This is a genomic window from Streptomyces smyrnaeus (genome assembly GCF_017676345.1).
Classification (GTDB): domain Bacteria; phylum Actinomycetota; class Actinomycetes; order Streptomycetales; family Streptomycetaceae; genus Streptomyces; species Streptomyces smyrnaeus.
Window position 1 is genome coordinate 111,686 of the sequence record NZ_JAFFZM010000010.1, and the last position, 17,514, is coordinate 129,199.

Here is a 17,514-nt window from a genome sequence, read left to right on the forward strand (position 1 = left end):
TTTCCCCGTCCCGTCCCTACCCGTTCCTCCGGGGGCCCCACGCCCCCGGACCCCCCATTCCCGGGCCGAGGGGCCGTAGCGGCCCTCCGCTTCGGAGGACCGCCGGCCGAAGGCCGGGCAAGGAGCGGGCGGGACCGGGAACAAGGCAAGACGCGGGCCGTCCCCCGGGTCGTGCTTCCCAAATCCTCGGCGTCTGCCGAGGTGCCCCTATGAACCTTGGGAGTCAGCACAATGACCCAGTCCAAAGTAGGGCCGACGACGTCGGCGGAGGACGCGGGCCCTGGCTCGCGCATCCCCGCGGGACGCTCGTGGCTCGACAGGTACTTCCACATCTCCGAAAGAGGGTCGACCTACGGCCAGGAGCTGCGTGGCGGTGTCACCACCTTCATGGCGATGGCCTACATCGTCCTGCTCAACCCCGTCATCCTCTCCGTGCCCGACGCCACCGGGCACAAGCTGGACGGCGGGCAGGTCACCACGGCGACGGCGCTGGCCGCCGCGGTGACCACCCTGGTGATGGGCTTTCTCGGCAACGTCCCGCTGGCCCTGGCGGCGGGGCTGAGCGTCTCGGCCGTGATGGCCTTCCAGGTCGTGCCCGAGATGACGTGGGGCAACGCCTGGGCGATGTGCCTCATCTACGGCGTGGTGATCATCCTGCTGGTGGTCACCGGGCTCCGTGAACTGATCATGAACGCGATCCCCCTGGCGTTGAAGCACGCGATCACCATGGGCATCGGGCTGTTCGTCTGCCTGATCGGGCTCGTCCAGGCCGGCTTCGTCACCTCGATGGCCGGTCCGGGCGGTGTCCCGGGGGCCAAGCCCATCCAGCTGGGCACCTCGGACATGCTCACCGGCTGGCCCGTGCTGTGCTTCGCCGTCACCGTGCTGCTCATCTTCGCGCTGCAGGTGCGCAAGGTGCCCGGCGCGATCCTCATCGGGATCGTCGGCGGCACCGTCCTTGCCGCGCTCGTGCACCAGTTCGCCGGTCTCGACAAGAAGGACTGGGGCGGCAGGAACGCCCCCGAGATCACCGGATCACTGGTCAGCTCGCCCGACTTCGGGCTGCTGGGCACCGTCTCGTTCGACGGGCTGGGCGACGTCGGCGGTATCACCATCGGTGTCATCGTCTTCACCCTCGTCCTGGCCGGGTTCTTCGACGCGATCGGCACCATCATCGGCATCGGCCAGCAGGCCGGGCTCGCCGACGAGCAGGGCCGGATGCCGGGGCTGAACAAGGCGCTGGCCATCGACGGTGCGGGCGGTGTCGTCGGCGGTATCGCCGGTGCCTCGGGCCAGACCGTCTTCGTGGAGTCGACGGCGGGCGTCGGAGACGGTGCGCGCACCGGTCTGGCCAGCGTCGTCACCGGTCTCGGTTTCGCCCTGTGCCTGTTCTTCACGCCCCTCGCGCAGGTGATCCCTCCGCAGGTGGCAGCCGCGGCGCTGGTCGTCATCGGCTCGATGATGATGACCAACGCCATGCACATCGACTGGACCGACCCGGCCACCTCGATCCCGGTCTTCCTGACCACGGTGCTGATGCCGTTCACCTACTCCATCACGGCCGGTATCGGCGCCGGTGTCATCGCCTACGTTCTGATCAAGGCCGTCCAGGGAAAGTTTCGCGAGCCCGGATGGTTGATGTGGGTACTGGGACTCGTCTTCCTGACCTACTTCGCGCTGAACCCGATCGAACAGTGGCTGGGGGTCAAGTAGCCGGCCGGTCCTGTTGACGACCGTCCAGGCGGGAGCGGGTGCGGTCCCCTGGCCGTTCCCGCTCCCACCTGGCGTCCCACCGGACGTCACACGCCGTATCACCGCCGAGGAGAGAGCACATGCTGGACATCGCCGCACAGCTGCACCGCTGGTGCCAGGAGGGGCGGGACTTCGCCGTCGCCACCGTCGTCGGCGTCGGCGGCAGCGCGCCGCGGCAGCCGGGTGCGGCACTGGCCGTGGACGCGGACGGCGAGGCCGTCGGCAGCGTGAGCGGCGGCTGCGTCGAGGGCGCTGTCTACGAGCTGTGCCAGGAGGCGCTGGAGTCGGGCGCGAGCGTCCGCCAGACCTTCGGCTACAGCGACGAGGACGCTTTCGCGGTCGGACTCACCTGCGGCGGCGTCATCGACATCCTGGTCACCCCGGCGCGCGCCGGGACGGACGTACGAGAGGTGTTCGCCTCGGCCGCCGCCGAGGCCGTCGAAGGCCGCACGGCCGCCCTCGTACGGATCGTGGAGGGCCCGCCGGAACTGCTGGGCGGCGCCCTGTGGCTGGACGCCGACGGGCAGCCGCACGGAGCCCTGGGCGGAGCCGGCGAACTGGACACCACAGCAGCCGCCGAGGGCGGTGCGCTGCTGGCAGCCGGCCGCACCGCGACGGTCACCGTCGGCGCCGACGGCAGCAAGTGCGGGCAGCCGGTGACGCTGCTGGTCGAATCCAGCGTTCCGCCGCCCCGGATGCTGGTCTTCGGCGCCATCGACTTCGCCGCGGCCCTCGTGCGGATCGGCAAGTTCCTCGGCTACCACGTGACGGTCTGCGACGCACGGCCCGTCTTCGCCACCGCCCGCCGCTTCCCCGACGCCGACGAGGTCGTCGTCGACTGGCCGCACCGCTACCTCGACTCCCAGGACGTCGATCCCCGCACGGTCATCTGCGTACTCACCCACGACGCCAAGTTCGATGTACCGCTGCTGGAGCGCGCACTACGGCTGCCGGTGGCCTACGTCGGTGCCATGGGCTCGCGCCGCACCCACCTCGACCGCCTGGAGCGGCTGCGCGAAGCGGGGCTGACCTCCCTCGAACTGGCCGCGCTGCGCTCACCCATCGGTCTCGACCTGGGCGCCCGCACCCCGGAGGAGACGGCGCTGTCCATCGCCGCCGAGGTCGTCGCCGCGCGGCAGGGCGGCAGCGGGGTCCCTCTCAACGGAGCCCACACCCCGATCCACCACGACACCGCTCAGCCGGCCGCGTCCAGCACCCGCGCCGTACGCAGGGCCGCCGGCTGACCCGACCCACCGGACCGGCGCCCACCCCCGCCCGTACGCTGCTCCTCCAGCAACGCCATCCCCATGGAAGTCAGCGCGTGCCGCACCGAGTTGCGGTGCCTGCTGGTGGAGATCAGCCCGGCGTCCCGCAGCACCGCCGCGTGCTCGCTGGCGGAGGAGACGGACACCCCCGCGCGGTGTGCCAGTTCGCTGGTGCTGCAGCCGCCGCGCAGGGACTGCAGCACAGCCGCTCTGGTGTGCCCCAGCAGCCGTGCGAGATGCTCCGGTGAGACCGGCCGGCTGTCGGGCAGCCGTGCCGGATACACCAGGACCGGCGGCAGCTTCGGGTCGGCGAGCGCGACCGGTGCCCGGCGGCAGAAGTAGGAGGGGACCAGCAGCAGCCCGCGCCCTTCGAGGTGCACCTCGACCTGGACCGGATAGTCGGCCTCCAGCACCGGAGGCCGCCACCGGACGGCCGGGCGCAGCGTGCGGAGCATCTCCTCGGTGCCGTGCAGCAACTGCGTCCGGCACCGCCACCTGCGGTCGGCGTCCACCCGGGCGACGATCCGCGGCCACCAGGGGTCCAGCGCGAGGCGCCGGTAATCCCGTAGCGCCGTCCCGAGCCTGCCCATCGTCTGTGCGCCGCCCTCGCCGACGGCACCCGCCCAGTCGGTGAGCGGCCGGGACCGTGCCAGTACACCGATCTCCTCGCGCAACCGGGCCCGGGGCGTCGTCAGCACGGCTTCCAGCCCCTCCTCGAAACCCGCCGTACCGGCGGCCGGAGTGAGGAAGTCCGGAAAGTAGCCCCGCGCGGGCACCAGCGGCAGCAGCCGACGCAGCGGCTCGGCGCCGTCGCACCGTACGCGCTCGCCCCACCGCGCCAGGACGGGGTCCGTCCGCGCGTCCCTCAGCCGGTGCAGGCTCAGTACCGACTCCCACAGCGGGTCAGGCCCGTCGGCGAGCCGGGTGCGGGCCAGGTCTCCCGCGGTGAAGTGCAGGCGCAGCATGTGTCCCCCCGATGACCAGCACGTGTGTCCGTGGCGACCTTGGCGGGTCGTTGACACGGGGAGCAAGAGCTGGCGGAAAAGTGGGACAACGGGACAGGAATGCCGCCTTCACCTGCAAGGATTCGGCATGGTGGGACGGCTTGTCCCACGCGGAGCGGCCGGGGGGTCGGGAGGGGGAGCGATGACGGTGGGGCGGGACGGGACCGAACTCGCGGAGTTGCTGGAGGAGCTGAAACAGCGCAGTGGTCGCAGTTACGCGGCCCTCGCACACCGCACCGGGCTGGGCCGCTCGACGCTGCACCGCTACTGCCTCGGCACGACCGTGCCCCCGGCCTTCGGTGCCGTCGAGAAGGTGGCCCGCGTCTGCGGCGCCGACCGCGCGGAACTGGACCGCCTCTACCGCGCCTGGTGCCGGGCCGCCGACGCGGAACGCGGGGCAGGCGCGGTGGAGGAGGGGGAGGAGCAGTCGGCGACCGCGGGAGCGGGCGGGCGTTCCGATCGGACTCAGGCTCCGGAGCCGTCGGACCTCTCGCTGCCGATGGACGGCCCGGCTCCGGACGACGCGGCCGGAGCCGCTGCGCCGGGCACGTACTTCTGGCTGCGCGTGCTGGCCGTGCTGCTCGGACTGGTGATGCCCACGGCAGCCCTGACCGTCCCCTACCGCGACGGAGCGGGCGGCGGCAGCCCGCACGGTGCCCCGGGCCGGAGCCGGAGCGGCCAGGACCGGCAGAAGGTCGAGGGGCCGGCGTGGACCAACGCGCCCCGACCCGTACCCGGCGCCTTCTACGGTATGAACCTCGCCTCCGACACCGGTGAGATGCCCGGCTTCCGCGTAGGGTCCGTGCGGCTGTGGCACTCCGGCACCCGGTGGTCCCAACTGGAGCCGCAGCGCGGCAAGTACCGGTGGAAGACCCTGGACCGGCTGGTGAAGGCCGCCGGGCGCGAGCGGCTGCCCGTACTGCTGACCCTGGGCGGCACTCCGCTCTGGGCCGCACCGAACGGCCACCGGTCGCTGTTCGACGATGCGAGTGCCTCGCCCCCGGACGATCTCGCCGACTGGGACCGATTCGTCCGTGCGCTCGTCACCCGCTACCGGGGCAGGATCGAGGCGTACGAACTGTGGGACTACCCCAGCAGCCGGGGCGTATGGACCGGCTCGACGAAGAGGCTCGCCGAGATGGTCGAGCGTGCCTCGCGGATCATCCGCGAGGTGGACCCGGAGGCCGAGCGCGTCTGCCCCTCGTTCGGATCCCTGTGGCAGAAGCGGGGCCGCGACCTGCTGCGGAAGTTCGTCCGTACGGGTGCCTACCGGCACTGCGACGTCGCCGCCCTCAAACTGCCCCCGCGCAGGGCCGACGGTCCGCCGGAGGAGACGATCACCCTCGTCAAACGGGTGCAGCGGCTCTTCTACAGCGAGGGCCTGGGCCGCGTCGCGCTGTGGAACACCGGCCCCGATCAGGACGTGGCCCTCAGAGAGCACCTGGACGCGCGGCGGGCCGACAACTACGCGGTGCGCTTCTACCTGGTCGGTCTCTACCTCAAGGACCAGGAGCTGCGCCGGATGTACTTCTACAGCTGGGGCAGCTCCGAGGTGCCCCTCGTGGTGGAGCTCGCGGGCGGCCCGCCCACCCGCGCGGGCCGCCGCATCGGCCGGTTGCAGCAGTGGCTGGAGGACGCCCGCATCACCTCGTGCGGGAGCGGCCCCGGAGTGGGTCTGGCGCCGGGCGCCTACACCTGCCGCTTCGTGCGGAAGGGCACCGTACTGCGGGTGTACTGGACCACGCGGGGCACGGACCGGGTCCGGCTGGGTGCGGACGCCCGGCTGCTGCGCCGGCTGGACGGCTCCGAGTCCGCCCTGCGCCCCGGCCACCGGCTGCTGATCGGCGAGGAACCCGTCCTGGTCGAACACCGCCCCACGGACGGCTGATTCGGGCAGCCCCGAAAGCCATGTTCTCCGCCTGCAGTGCCGCGCAGCATCGAGAGCACCGCAGACGGCGGAGACCACTGGAGGACGGATGAACCGACGTATTCCCCTCGCGGTATCGGCGCTCACCGCGACGGCCATGCTGATGGGCACGGGGGCCTCGGGCGCGTCCTCCGCACAGAGCGAGCGGTCCGTGTCCGCCGCGGCTCCCGCACCGCGGGGCGGCAAGTGCATCTACAAGGGCTACGGCGGCTGGGGTTTCCCGGAGCTCGTCACCCGCAAGGGAGCGGGCACGCCCAAGTACAAGTACGGCTACACCAAGCGTTACCGCAGGAGCCTGCAGCTCAACACCGGCAAGCTCCACGACCGGTCGGCCGCCACGCTGAAGTACACCAGGAAGGGGGACAAGGTCTGGGTCACCATCAGCCACTCCAAGGGCAAGAACTGGGCGAGCTGCGGCCACAAGACGGCCAAGAGGACTGGTGACGTGATCACTTCAACGAAGTACCTGCACAGTGGCAGCGACGTCAAGAACCGCTACATGCGGGCCTGCGCCAAGACGGACGGCAAGGTGTGGTGCGCCGACATCGGCAACAAGAAGAACACCAACCACTCGGACAACAAGAAGCGCTACTGGTGGACCGACAGCTGACCCGGCGCCGCAGGGGGAACGTGCACCGGCCCTCGCCGCCCGACCGGCGGTGAGGGCCGGTGCGCCGTCGCCGGGAACGGTCCGCGCGTCTCAGATCAGTTTGACGTTCACCAGCAAGGCGCGGTGGTCGGTGCCGCGCAGGTCCAGGAACTGGCCGTCCACCGGCAGCAGCGACCCGCTCAGCAGCACGTGGTCGATCTGCGCGCCGAGCACCGGGGTGGTGCGCGTGGGCCAGGTGGGGGTGCGGGAGTTGCCCAGCATACGGGCGGCGTCGTGCATCCCGGTCCTGAGGATGGCGCGGAAGGCGGCGTGGTCCTGCGAGGAGTTGAAGTCCCCGGCGATCAGCGTGGGCAGCTTGCCGCGTGCTGCCGCCATGGCCCGCAACCGGTCCAGCTCCACCCGCCAGGCCGCCGTCTCGCCCGGCTCCGGTGGCATGGGGTGCGCCACCTGGAGGGCGATGCGCTCACCGCGCACGTCCGCGATGGCCCCGGGCATCGACAGCCGGCCGCGCACCTCGCTGCGCCGGTGCAGCGGATAGATGCTCAGCAGCGCCGAGCCCCGGGCGCCCCCGTCGCCGGTGATGATGCGGTACGGGTACTCCTCGCGCAGGGCCGGGGCGCGCAGCGCCGCCGCGCAGCGCGCGTCGCACTCCTGCAACGAGACGATCTGCGGCCGCTCCCGGCGCACGGTCCTCACCAGGTCGGGAGTGGCGTTGCCGTACTTGAGATTGGCCGTCAGCACCCGGAACTGGGCCTTCGCCGGTCTGGCCGCCGTATCGCTCGGCGCGGGCGGTCCGTACGGGCGCAGGAACCATCCGGTGCCCGCCAGCACCGCCAGCGCCCACAGCAGCACCAGCCATCTGCGGGAGAGCGCGGCGCCCAGCGCCGCCAGCCAGGCCGGGGCGAGGAACCAGGGCAGGAAAGCCAGCAGCTGCGGCACGGGTGTCGGACCGTCCTCGTCGCCGGCCCGGAACGCCAGCGGCACCGTGAGGACGAGCAGGGTCAGCACGGACAGTGCGGCGATGACGGGATGGCGCGGTCCGCGCCGCCGCCCGCCCGCGGACCCACCGCTGTCTGCCGCGCCCCGGTCCTGGCGCGTGCCGGCCCCCGTATACACCTCTCCGATGATGCCGTACCTCCCGTCACATGCGCGTAAGCCCCCGGCCGGGGGTGGTGCGCACGCGGGTGGACGTACACGATGGCTCCCAGCGCCCGCAGCACCCCGCTGAGCAGGAGGAAACATGGTCCCGTCCACGCCCACAGATCAGTTCCGAGCCGCCCGCGACACGCTGCTGCGGCACCGGACGGACTACGAGGCCGCACGCGCCGCCTTCAGCTGGCCGCGTCCCGAGCACTTCAACTGGGCCCTGGACTGGTTCGACCACATCGCCGAGGACGCCGGGAACAAGGACCGGCTCGCGCTGCACATCGTCGAGGAGGACGGTGACGAGCGGCGCGTCACCTTCGACCAGATGCGCACCCGCTCCAACCAGGTCGCCAACTGGCTGCGCGGCCGTGGCGTCGCACCGGGGGACCGGGTCATCGTCATGCTCGGCAACCAGGTCGAGCTGTGGGAGACCTTGCTGGCCCTGATGAAGCTGCGTGCCGTGGTCATCCCCGCCACCCCGCAGCTGGGCCCGAGCGATCTGACCGACCGCGTGACCCGGGGCGAGGCCCGGCACGTGGTGGTCCGCTCGGCGGACACCGACAAGTTCGCCGGCTCCCAGGTGCCGGGCGACTACACGCGGATCGCCGTCGGCAGCGGCGGTGATCCCGCGCCCGGCTGGCTGGCGTACGAGGACGCCTACGAGGCCGAGCTCGCCTTCGACCCCCGGGGTGTCACCCGGGCCGACGACACCCTGCTGCTGTACTTCACCTCCGGTACGACGGCGCTGCCCAAGCTGGTCGAGCACACCCACGTCTCGTATCCGGTCGGGCACCTGGCGACCATGTACTGGATCGGGCTGCGGCCCGGCGACGTGCACCTCAACATCTCCTCGCCCGGCTGGGCCAAGCACGCCTGGTCCAACTTCTTCGCGCCCTGGAACGCCGAGGCGACCATCTTCATCCACAACTACACCCGCTTCGACGCGGGCCGCCTCATGGCGGAGATGGAGCGGGGCGGCGTCACCAGCTTCTGCGCGCCGCCCACCGTCTGGCGCATGCTCATCCAGGCCGACCTCAGCCGGCTGTCCGCCGTCCCCCGCGAGGTGGTCGCCGCCGGGGAGCCGCTCAACCCGGAGGTCATCGAGCATGTGCGCCGAGTGTGGGGAGTGACCATCCGGGACGGCTTCGGCCAGACCGAGACCGCCGTCCAGGTCGCCAACACCCCCGGCCAGCCCCTCAAGCCCGGTTCCATGGGCCGCCCCACGCCCGGCTTCGACGTCACCCTCGTCGATCCCGTCACCGGCGAGGCGGATGTGGCGGAGGGCGAGATCTGCCTCGATCTGGCCACCCGGCCCGTCGGCCTGATGGTCGGCTACCGGGGCGACGCCGAGCGCACCGCCGAGGCGATGGCCGACGGCTACTACCGGACCGGCGACATAGGAGCGCGGGACAAGGAGGGATATCTGACGTACGTGGGCCGCGCCGACGACGTCTTCAAGGCCAGCGACTACAAGATCTCGCCGTTCGAGGTGGAGAGCGTCCTGCTGGAGCACGAGGCCGTCGCGGAGGCCGCCGTCGTGCCGTCTCCGGACCCGGTACGGCTCGCCGTTCCCAAGGCGTATGTCGTCCTGGCGGACGGCTTCCGCGCTGACGCGGAGACCGCCGCGTTGTTGTTCGCGCACTCGCGAGAGCGGCTCGCGCCCTACAAGCGGGTGCGGGTCGTCGAGTTCGCGGAGCTGCCGAAGACCATCTCGGGGAAGATCCGCCGTGTGGAGCTCCGCGCCCATGCGGCCGGCGAGTCCGGCACCCCCGGTACGGAGTACCGGGACCGGTAGGGGTGCCCCTGGGTGCGCGTCGCGGACCGCGGGTGTGTTGCTGGTTGCTCGCGCAGTTCCCCGCGCCCCTGAAAGGGGGCCCGCATCAACGTGGTGTACGGATCAAGTGCTCCGCGGCGTCGTTGACGGCACGCGGCGTCCCCGTCAGGTCGAGGACGAAGAGGGGGACCCGCAACTCGTCGGCGCGGGCCCGCGCCTCGCGCAGATAGCCGGCGAGGGCGAAGCACACGGCGGCGACCGAGTCGTTCAGCCCGTTGAGCCACAGCGTCTCCACGTCCCGCACCCCGGCCGGGGAGGTGGACGGGTCGACGTGCGCGACGACGGACGGGCCCCGCACATCGACACCCGAGGCGGGCGTCCGCTCGGCGACGCGGATGCCCTCGAACCCGAGCCACCGCAGGTACTGCGCCGCGGCCAGCTTCGCGTCGTAGGCCGTGCGGATGGTGACGGGCCGGAAGGGCGGCCGCGGCACGGGGGCACGCGTGGCGGAGGCGGGCTCCGGGCCGGTGGGCGCCGGGGCCGGCTCCTCGGCGGGCGGCGCGGCCACTCCGGTGCGGCCCCGGGCGACGGGCACCCGCAGTGTCGTACCGCAGCCGCAGCCCAGTTCGGGCTGCGGCCACTCGTCCACCCGGCCGCATGTCGGGCACCGCACGGAGATCCAGGAGCCCGCCCAGGTGCGGTGCCGTACCTGGATGGCGGCGGCGGAGGACAGCAGCGGCAGAGCGACCGGTGCACCGCAGCCGCAGGGGTAGACGGGCGCTGTGTAGCTGTGCTCGCGCCGGCACACGGGGCAGCGCACAAGCACTCTCTCAGCCATCGTTCGGCTCCTGGCACGGGTGGTCCGGTGGGCACGGCTGCACACGCGTGCCCGATCGCCTCCCAATCGTCGCCGATGCGGCGGCTTTTACGAAGGGGCGGGGCGCCAGGTCGACCAAGAGGCGGGGGAGGATGGTATGGGTATGCCCCCGCGCGGGACGGCCACCCCTCATCTGTCGGACCGTCCCGCACGGGGGCGCGCGCCGGGTCGACCTCCCAATCAGCCCGGTACGCCGCTCACCGCGCGCCCGGAACGGGCGCGCTCGCGGAAGGAGGGGTTCAGCCCTCCTGCAGTTCGCGCACCGCAGCCTCCACCCGGCGCCCGTAGTCGGGGTCGGCGGCGCTGAAGTGGGCGATGTTCTTCTCGATGACGTCCTCGCGGGTGACCTGCGAGAGCCCGCCTGCGATGTTGGCGACCAGGCGCCCCTTCTCCTCCTCGGACATCAGCCGGAACAGCTCGCCGGCCTGGAAGAAGTCGTCGTCCTTGGTGTGCTGCGGGGCCTCGTGGGTGCCCCAGTACCCGGTCACCGGGCGCGGCGCGGACAGCGGGACACCGGTCTCGGTGGGGCCGCCGTAGGAGTTGGGCTCGTAGTTCTTGGCGTGCCGGTCGTAGGCGTTGGTGGCCATCAGGCCGTCCCGGCCGTAGTTGTTCGCGGCGGTGGCCTTGGGCGCGTTGACCGGGAGCTGGGTGTGGTTGACACCGAGCCGGTAGCGGTGCGCGTCGGCATAGGCGAACAGCCGGCCCTGCAGCATCTTGTCGGGCGAGGGGCCGATGCCGGGCACGAAGTTGTTGGGCGAGAACGCGGACTGCTCGACCTCGGCGAAGACGTTGTCCGGGTTGCGGTTCAGCACCAGCCGGCCCACGCGCTGCAGCGGGTAGTCCTTGTGCGGCCACACCTTGGTGAGGTCGAACGGGTTGAAGCGGTAGTCGGCCGCCTCGTCGGCGGGCATGATCTGCACATACAGCGTCCAGGAGGGGAAGACCCCGCGCTCGATGGACTGCAGCAGGTCGGTCTGGTGGCTGTTGGGATCGGTGCCGGACAGCTCGGCGCCCTGCTCGCTGGACAGGCAGCGGATGCCCTGGTTGGTCTTGAAGTGGTACTTGACGTAGCAGACCTCGCCCTCGGCGTTCGTCCACTGGTAGGTGTGCGAGCCGTAGCCGTTCATGTGCCGGTACGAGGCGGGGATGCCGCGGTCCCCCATCAGCCAGGTGACCTGGTGGGTGGCCTCGGGGGAGTGGGCCCAGAAGTCCCACACGTTGTCCGGCTCCTGCTTGCCGGTGAACGGGTCGCGCTTCTGCGAGTGGATGAAGTCGGGGAACTTCAGCGGGTCCTTGATGAAGAAGACCGGGGTGTTGTTGCCGACGAGGTCGTAGTTGCCCTCTTCCGTGTAGAACTTGAGGGCGAAGCCGCGCGGGTCGCGCGCCGCGTCGGGGCCGCCGAGGTTGTCGGCGACGGTGGAGAAGCGGATGAACGTCTCGGTGCGGCGGCCGACCTCGCCGAGGAAGTGGGCGCGGGTGTGGTCGGTGACGTCGTCGGTCACCTCGAAGTAGCCGTAGGCGCCGGAGCCGCGGGCGTGCACCACGCGCTCCGGGATGCGCTCCCGGTTGAACCGCGCCAGCTTCTCCAGCAGATGCTGGTCCTGGAGGAGGAGCGGGCCACCGATGCCGGCGGAGGTGGAGTTCTGATTGTCGGCGACGGGCGCGCCCGCCTCGGTGGTCAGCGTGGGCTTCGACGACTGCGACATGGACGACCTTCCTGGGGCGTGATTCACGGAAAGCAGTTTCCGCATGTTGGAGCGTAAGGACGCCCCCGTGGGGCGTCAACAGTTTGTTGAAACTTCGGTTCCCCCGACTCCGGCGCAGTTCCCGGCGCCCCGTAAGGGGCGCGGGGAACTGCGCGACCAGCCACAACGGCGCCGCACACAGTGCACGACGGGCAGGGGCACCCCCGTCACTCGCAGGCGCCGGGCACACATAGGACACCGGGCAACCCTTGGCAGCGGCGCCGAGGCGTCAGCCGAGCGGCACCGTGGCCGTCGGCGCATGCGCCGCCTCCGTGGCCAGCTCCTCGAACTCGTTGACCGAGGCGATGTCGGAGCCGCTCATCGAGATGTTGGTGACCCGCTCCAGGATCGCCTCCACCACGACGGGCACCCGGTACTCCGCGGCGAGCTTCTTGGCCTCCTCGAACGCCGGCAGCAGCTGATCCGGCTCGGTGACCCGCAGCGCCTTGCAGCCCAACCCCTCGACGACCTTGACGTGATCGACGCCGTAGCCGCCCAGCTCGGGTGCGTTGATGTTCTCGAACTCCAGATTGACCTGGAAGTCCATCTCGAAGTTGCGCTGCGCCTGCCGGATCAGACCCAGATAGGAGTTGTTGACCAGCACATGCACATACGGGATGCGGTGCTGTGCGCCGACGGCCAGCTCCTCGATCATGAACTGGAAGTCGTAATCCCCCGACAGCGCCACGACGCTCGCCTCCGGGTCCGCCTTGGCGACACCCAGCGCGGCCGGCACGGTCCAGCCCAGCGGACCCGCCTGGCCGCAGTTGATCCAGTGCCGCGGCCGGTAGACGTGCAGGAACTGCGCGCCCGCGATCTGCGAGAGGCCGATGGTCGACACATACCGGGTCTCCGGACCGAAGGCCCGGTTCATCTCCTCGTACACCCGCTGCGGCTTGAGCGGCACGTTGTCGAAGTGCGTACGGCGCTGCAGCTCGCCCTTGCGCAGCCGGGCGGCGTCCGCCCACTTCGACAGGTCCTTCAGCTTCCCGGCCCGTGCCCGCTCCCTGGCGACCTCCACGAAGAGGCTCAGCGCCGCGTGCGCGTCCGAGACGATGCCGTAGTCGGGCGCGAAGATCTTGCCGATCTGCGTCGGCTCGATGTCCACGTGCACGAAGGTGCGGCCCTCGGTGTAGGTGGACAGCGCGCCGGTGTGCCGGTTGGCCCAGCGGTTGCCGATCCCCAGGACGAAGTCGGACTCCAGGAACGTGGCGTTGCCGTAGCGGTGCGAGGTCTGCAGACCGACCATGCCCGCGTGCAGCGGATGGTCGTCACCGATCGTCCCCCAGCCCATCAGGGTGGGCACGACGGGGATACCGGTCAGCTCGGCGAACTCCACCAGCAGCTCGGAGGCGTCCGCGTTGACGATGCCGCCGCCCGCCACGAGCAGCGGACGCTCGGCGGCAGCCAGCATGTCCATGGCCTTCTCGACCTGCCTGCGGCTCGCGGCCGGCTTGTGCGGCACCAGCGGCTCGTAGGTGTCCGGGTCGAACTCGATCTCCGTCATCTGGACATCGATGGGCAGGTCGATCAGTACCGGGCCCGGCCGGCCCGAGCGCATCAGATGGAAGGCCTCCTGGAAGACGCCTGGGACCTGCGCGGCCTCCTTGACGGTGGTGGCCTTCTTGGTGACCGGCTTGGCGATGGAGGCGATGTCGACGGCCTGGAAGTCCTCCTTCTCGATCACGGCGACCGGTGCCTGTCCCGTGATGCACAGGATCGGGGTCGAGTCGCCGATCGCCGAGTAGAGGCCGGTGATCATGTCGGTGCCCGCGGGCCCCGACGTGCCGATGCACACCCCGATGTTGCCGGGCGCCGCACGGGTGTAGCCCTCGGCCATGTGCGAGGCACCCTCGACGTGGCGGGCGAGCGTGTGCTCGACGCCGCCCGCGGCGCGCAGCGCCGCGTAGAAGGGGTTGATCGCCGCACCCGGCACGCCGAAAGCGGTGTCCACACCCTCGCGCTTGAGGATCTCAACTGCCGCGCGGGCAGCGGTCATACGAGCCATCGAACTCTCCTGGTTCGGTGCGGGTGGTGTCCGGGCGGCGGCGCCTGGGCGCGACAGGACAGTGTCGACGCCACCGCCCGGAGTCTTCGGGGAGGGCGGACCCTCAGCCGGCGTCGGGGTTCTCGCCCGACAGCCGCTTGACGCCGCGCACCAGCGCGGAGTGGTCGAGCCCGCCGTCGCCCTGCGCACGCAGCGCCGCGACGAGCTGGGCGACCAGCGCACCGGCCGGGACGGCGGCGCCGACCGAGCGGGCCGCGTCGGTCACGATGCCCATGTCCTTGTGGTGCAGATCGATCTTGAAGCCGGGCTTGTAGTCGCCCGCCAGGATGCTGTCCTTCTTACGGGTCAGCACCGTGGAGCCGGCCAGACCGCCGTTGAGCACCTCCAGGCCGGCCTTCAGGTCGACGCCGGACTTCTGGAGGAAGACCACGGCCTCGGCCACGGCCTGGATGTTGACCGCGACGATGAGCTGGTTGGCGGCCTTCACCGTCTGGCCGGAGCCGGCCGGGCCGCACAGCACGATCGTCTTGCCGAGCGCCTCGAAGATCGGCTTGGCCGCTTCGAAGGTCTCCTGCTCGCCGCCGACCATGATGGACAGCACGGCCTCGATCGCACCGGCCTCGCCGCCCGAGACGGGGGCGTCCAGCGTCTTGATCCCCTTGGCCTCGGCGGCCCGGGCGACCTCGATGGAGGTCTGCGGGGTGATCGAGGACATGTCGATGAGGGTGCCGCCCTCGCGGAGGTTGTCCAGGACGCCGCCCTCCTGCAGGACGACCGCCTCCACCTGGGGGGAGGCCGGGACCATCGTGATGACGACGTCCGCGCCCTGTGCGGCCTGTGCGACGGAGGTCGCGCCCTTGCCGCCGTCCTTGACGAACTCCTCGACCTTCTCGGTCTCGAGGGTGTACGCCGTGACGTCGTAGCCCGCCTTCAGCAGGTTGCGGGCCATGGGGGCGCCCATGATGCCCAGACCGATGAAGCCGATCTTCGTGTTGCCGGGCGTGTGAGCCATTCTCTTGCCTTTCGCAGATCCAGTTACTTCAGCCAGCCGAAGGAGGCGGCGCTGCCGTTGTCGCCGGGCTTGTACTCGAGGCCGACGAGCCCGTCGTAACCGGCCTTGTCCAAGCGCTCGAAGAGGTCCTTGAAGTCCAGGGAGCCGGTCCCGGGCGCCCCCCGCCCGGGGTTGTCCGCGATCTGTACGTGCGCGGTCCTGCCGGAGTACGCCTCGATGGCCGCGGCCAGGTCCTCACCGTTCATGGACAGGTGGTAGAGGTCCATCAGGAAGCGCGCGTTGTCCAGCCCGGTGGCCGCGTTCACCGCGTCCACCACCTCGACGGCCCGAGGGGCGCTCACCAGCGGGCACTTGGGCGACTCGGGAGCGTTGAGCGCCTCGACCAGGAGCACGGCTCCCACCCGGTCGGCCGCCCGCGCCGCCAGCGCGAGGTTCTCCAGGGCGAGGGCGTCCTGCTCGGCCTCCGAGGCACCGTCGACGCGGTTGCCGTACAGGGCGTTGAGCGCCTTGCAGCCCACGGACCGGGCGAACTCGGCGGTGACCTCGATGTTGGCGCGGAACTTCTCCGACTCCTCGCCGGGAACGGACAGGGCGCCGCGGTCGGGCCCCGGCAACTGCCCGGCGTAGAAGTTCAACCCGGTGAGCTGGACCTGTGCGTCCTCCAGCGCGCTGCGCAGCGCGTCCAGTTCGGAGCGCTCGGGCACGGGGGCGTCGACCCAGGGCCACCACAGCTCGATCTTGTCGAAGCCCGCGGCGGCGGCTGCTGCCGGGCGCTCCAGCAAGGGCAGCTCGGTGAAGAGGATCGAGGCGTTGACGGTGAACCGGTCCGAGGAGACCACTGTGACCGCCCTCCCTTCCTTCGGAGATCGGCTGTGAATTTCGTATTGTGAAAGTTGTATTCTGCTCACTGGAAGATTGCTCTGCGGGCCACGTTCCTGTCAAGGGCCACCCGCAAAAGCCGGCCGTCGGGCGCCGGGCACCGGCCTGGCGCGCGGCGCCTCGCGCGCGGGAGGGCACTGTGCGGGCATGCGAAAACCCCGGACTCCATCTCGCTGACGGAGCCGGGGCTCGGGTGCGGCGGATGCGGCAGATGCTCCGGGCGCGGCGGATGTGGCGGCAGCGGCGAGGAAGGGGCGCCGGAGGCGCGGGAGGCGCTCCTTAATGCTTCAATCCGACCCCTGCCCACGCACTCACTGCCGCGCGGCGCCGGCCCCTCGAAGGCCCCTCGCGCTCCCGCAGCTGGTGCGCGGAGCGGACGGTTGCCCTCCGTGGGCGGGGCCTTTACATTCTGCGTCTTCAACTTCCGTGCCCGGAAGGCTGGTTACCGGGTTGTCCCTGGGGGAGTATGGAGGGCTCCGGGCGGGACCACCGCCCGGTCGCCGCGTATTCTCTCGGTGCCTGTACCGGACCGGTGCACCGGTGCCACACTGTTGTGACCCCCCAATCACCCTTGGGAGTCGGAATGCCCGCCATGATGCAGCCATCTGGTGAACCGTCCCTTCGGGCTGCCCAGGAGCAGTCCAACGGGCCCACCGCGCTGCGGATCATTCTGGGCGTCAAGCTGCGCAGGCTGCGCCAGTCGCTCGACATCTCGCGGGAGGACGCGGGCCGGGCCATCCGCGGCTCGCACGCGAAGATCACGCGGCTGGAGCGCGGACAGGTCGGTGCCAAGGAGCGCGATCTGCGGGACCTGCTGACGCTCTACGGGGTCCACGATTCGCAGGAGCGCGAGGAGTTCTTCGACCTGGCCCGGCAGGCCAACTCGCCCGGCTGGTGGTGCCAGTACTCCGACGTGCTGGAGGACTGGTTCGAGCTGCACCTCGGACTGGAGGACGCGGCGTCACTGATCAGGACGTACGAGGTCCAGTTCCTGCCCGGCCTGCTCCAGACCGAGGACTACGCGTTCGCCGTCAGCAAGCTCGGCTACCCGACCACCGAGCCGCGCAAGGTCGCCCGGATCGTGGATCTGCGGATGGCCAGGCAGAAGCTGCTGCACAGGGCGGATCCGCCGCGGCTGTGGGCCGTCGTGGACGAGGCGGTGCTCCGGCGCCCCTTCGGCGGCGTCGAGGTGATGCGCGAGCAGATCGAACATCTGCTGAAGATGATCGAACTGCCGCATGTGACGCTCCAGGTGGCGCCGTTCGAGGTGACGGCCGCCGCGGCCGGCACGCCCGTGACCCTGCTGCGGTTCGCCGCCCCGGACCTGGGCGACAAGGTGTATCTGGAGCATCTGACCAACGCGGTCTACCTCGACAAGCCCTCGGAGGTCGACCAGTACACGCTGATCATGGACCGGCTGTGTACGGAGGCGCGGCAGCCGGCGGAGACGGCCGACTTCCTCCGGCGCATGCTCGACGAGCTCCGCTGACCTGGGGCGCCTTGCGGCGTTCTCGG

Annotated in this window: 13 protein-coding genes; 6 read left to right on the plus strand and 7 right to left on the minus strand. The window is 71.0% G+C overall.

Annotated features, from left to right (window positions below; all coding sequences use genetic code 11):
• The first annotated feature begins 231 nt into the window (after nt 1–231).
• Both JW613_RS18000 and JW613_RS18005 read left to right on the plus strand, forming a co-directional pair.
• A complete protein-coding gene (locus tag JW613_RS18000; RefSeq protein WP_209211841.1) occupies nt 232–1,713 on the plus strand; it encodes an NCS2 family permease in 1,482 nt (493 codons plus the stop codon).
• Nucleotides 1,714–1,832: 119 nt separating this feature from the next.
• The gene (locus tag JW613_RS18005) at nt 1,833–2,996 is read left to right on the plus strand and encodes an XdhC family protein (protein ID WP_209211842.1); all 1,164 of its coding nucleotides are present in this window, start codon (nt 1,833–1,835) and stop codon (nt 2,994–2,996) included.
• Here the strand turns inward: JW613_RS18005 and JW613_RS18010 are convergent.
• Nucleotides 2,948–3,982 (minus strand): ArsR/SmtB family transcription factor, encoded by a 1,035-nt coding sequence (locus JW613_RS18010; protein WP_209211843.1) that lies wholly within the window; start codon nt 3,980–3,982, stop codon nt 2,948–2,950. The genes JW613_RS18005 and JW613_RS18010 overlap by 49 nt on opposite strands.
• A gap of 181 nt (nt 3,983–4,163) precedes the next feature.
• Between JW613_RS18010 and JW613_RS18015 the strand changes: the two genes are divergently transcribed.
• Both JW613_RS18015 and JW613_RS18020 read left to right on the plus strand, forming a co-directional pair.
• The gene (locus tag JW613_RS18015; protein ID WP_209211844.1) at nt 4,164–5,909 is read left to right on the plus strand and encodes a helix-turn-helix domain-containing protein; all 1,746 of its coding nucleotides are present in this window, start codon (nt 4,164–4,166) and stop codon (nt 5,907–5,909) included.
• A gap of 88 nt (nt 5,910–5,997) precedes the next feature.
• Nucleotides 5,998–6,558, plus strand: a complete 561-nt coding sequence (locus tag JW613_RS18020) for a hypothetical protein (protein WP_209211845.1) — start codon at nt 5,998–6,000, stop codon at nt 6,556–6,558.
• 90 nt (nt 6,559–6,648) lie between these two features.
• Here JW613_RS18020 and JW613_RS18025 read toward each other — a convergent pair whose 3' ends face one another.
• Nucleotides 6,649–7,674 (minus strand): endonuclease/exonuclease/phosphatase family protein, encoded by a 1,026-nt coding sequence (locus JW613_RS18025; protein ID WP_209211846.1) that lies wholly within the window; start codon nt 7,672–7,674, stop codon nt 6,649–6,651.
• A 124-nt stretch (nt 7,675–7,798) separates the two neighbouring features.
• Between JW613_RS18025 and JW613_RS18030 the strand changes: the two genes are divergently transcribed.
• Nucleotides 7,799–9,499: an AMP-binding protein gene (locus JW613_RS18030; RefSeq protein ID WP_209211847.1), complete on the plus strand. Its 1,701-nt coding sequence runs from the start codon at nt 7,799–7,801 to the stop codon at nt 9,497–9,499.
• 85 nt (nt 9,500–9,584) lie between these two features.
• Here JW613_RS18030 and JW613_RS18035 read toward each other — a convergent pair whose 3' ends face one another.
• From JW613_RS18035 to JW613_RS18055, 5 genes are all read right to left on the minus strand, one after another.
• Entirely contained in the window at nt 9,585–10,316 is a 732-nt protein-coding gene (locus JW613_RS18035) for a hypothetical protein (RefSeq protein ID WP_209211848.1), read from the minus strand.
• Nucleotides 10,317–10,594: 278 nt separating this feature from the next.
• Nucleotides 10,595–12,061, minus strand: coding sequence for a catalase (locus JW613_RS18040; RefSeq protein ID WP_209211849.1), 1,467 nt, complete (start codon nt 12,059–12,061; stop codon nt 10,595–10,597).
• Nucleotides 12,062–12,329: 268 nt separating this feature from the next.
• Entirely contained in the window at nt 12,330–14,108 is a 1,779-nt protein-coding gene (gcl, locus tag JW613_RS18045; RefSeq protein WP_185018396.1) for a glyoxylate carboligase, read from the minus strand.
• Nucleotides 14,109–14,211: 103 nt separating this feature from the next.
• A complete protein-coding gene (locus JW613_RS18050; protein ID WP_209211850.1) occupies nt 14,212–15,120 on the minus strand; it encodes a 2-hydroxy-3-oxopropionate reductase in 909 nt (302 codons plus the stop codon).
• Between the two features lie 23 nt (nt 15,121–15,143).
• A complete protein-coding gene (locus tag JW613_RS18055) occupies nt 15,144–15,959 on the minus strand; it encodes a TIM barrel protein (protein WP_209211851.1) in 816 nt (271 codons plus the stop codon).
• A 623-nt stretch (nt 15,960–16,582) separates the two neighbouring features.
• On the opposite strand from JW613_RS18055, the gene JW613_RS18060 reads away from it, so the two are divergent.
• A complete protein-coding gene (locus tag JW613_RS18060) occupies nt 16,583–17,488 on the plus strand; it encodes a Sco1979 family transcriptional regulator (RefSeq protein ID WP_209211852.1) in 906 nt (301 codons plus the stop codon).
• Nucleotides 17,489–17,514 lie beyond the last annotated feature (26 nt).

Bases quoted from the DNA above. Each gene is read 5' to 3' on its own strand.
- JW613_RS18000 (WP_209211841.1), top strand. From the start codon at position 232: ATGACCCAGTCCAAAGTAGGGCCGACGACGTCGGCGGAGGACGCGGGC.
- JW613_RS18005 (WP_209211842.1), top strand. From the start codon at position 1,833: ATGCTGGACATCGCCGCACAGCTGCACCGCTGGTGCCAGGAGGGGCGG.
- JW613_RS18010 (WP_209211843.1), bottom strand. From the start codon at position 3,982: ATGCTGCGCCTGCACTTCACCGCGGGAGACCTGGCCCGCACCCGGCTC.
- JW613_RS18015 (WP_209211844.1), top strand. From the start codon at position 4,164: ATGACGGTGGGGCGGGACGGGACCGAACTCGCGGAGTTGCTGGAGGAG.
- JW613_RS18020 (WP_209211845.1), top strand. From the start codon at position 5,998: ATGAACCGACGTATTCCCCTCGCGGTATCGGCGCTCACCGCGACGGCC.
- JW613_RS18030 (WP_209211847.1), top strand. From the start codon at position 7,799: ATGGTCCCGTCCACGCCCACAGATCAGTTCCGAGCCGCCCGCGACACG.
- JW613_RS18035 (WP_209211848.1), bottom strand. From the start codon at position 10,316: ATGGCTGAGAGAGTGCTTGTGCGCTGCCCCGTGTGCCGGCGCGAGCAC.
- JW613_RS18040 (WP_209211849.1), bottom strand. From the start codon at position 12,061: ATGTCGCAGTCGTCGAAGCCCACGCTGACCACCGAGGCGGGCGCGCCC.
- gcl (WP_185018396.1), bottom strand. From the start codon at position 14,108: ATGGCTCGTATGACCGCTGCCCGCGCGGCAGTTGAGATCCTCAAGCGC.
- JW613_RS18050 (WP_209211850.1), bottom strand. From the start codon at position 15,120: ATGGCTCACACGCCCGGCAACACGAAGATCGGCTTCATCGGTCTGGGC.
- JW613_RS18060 (WP_209211852.1), top strand. From the start codon at position 16,583: ATGCCCGCCATGATGCAGCCATCTGGTGAACCGTCCCTTCGGGCTGCC.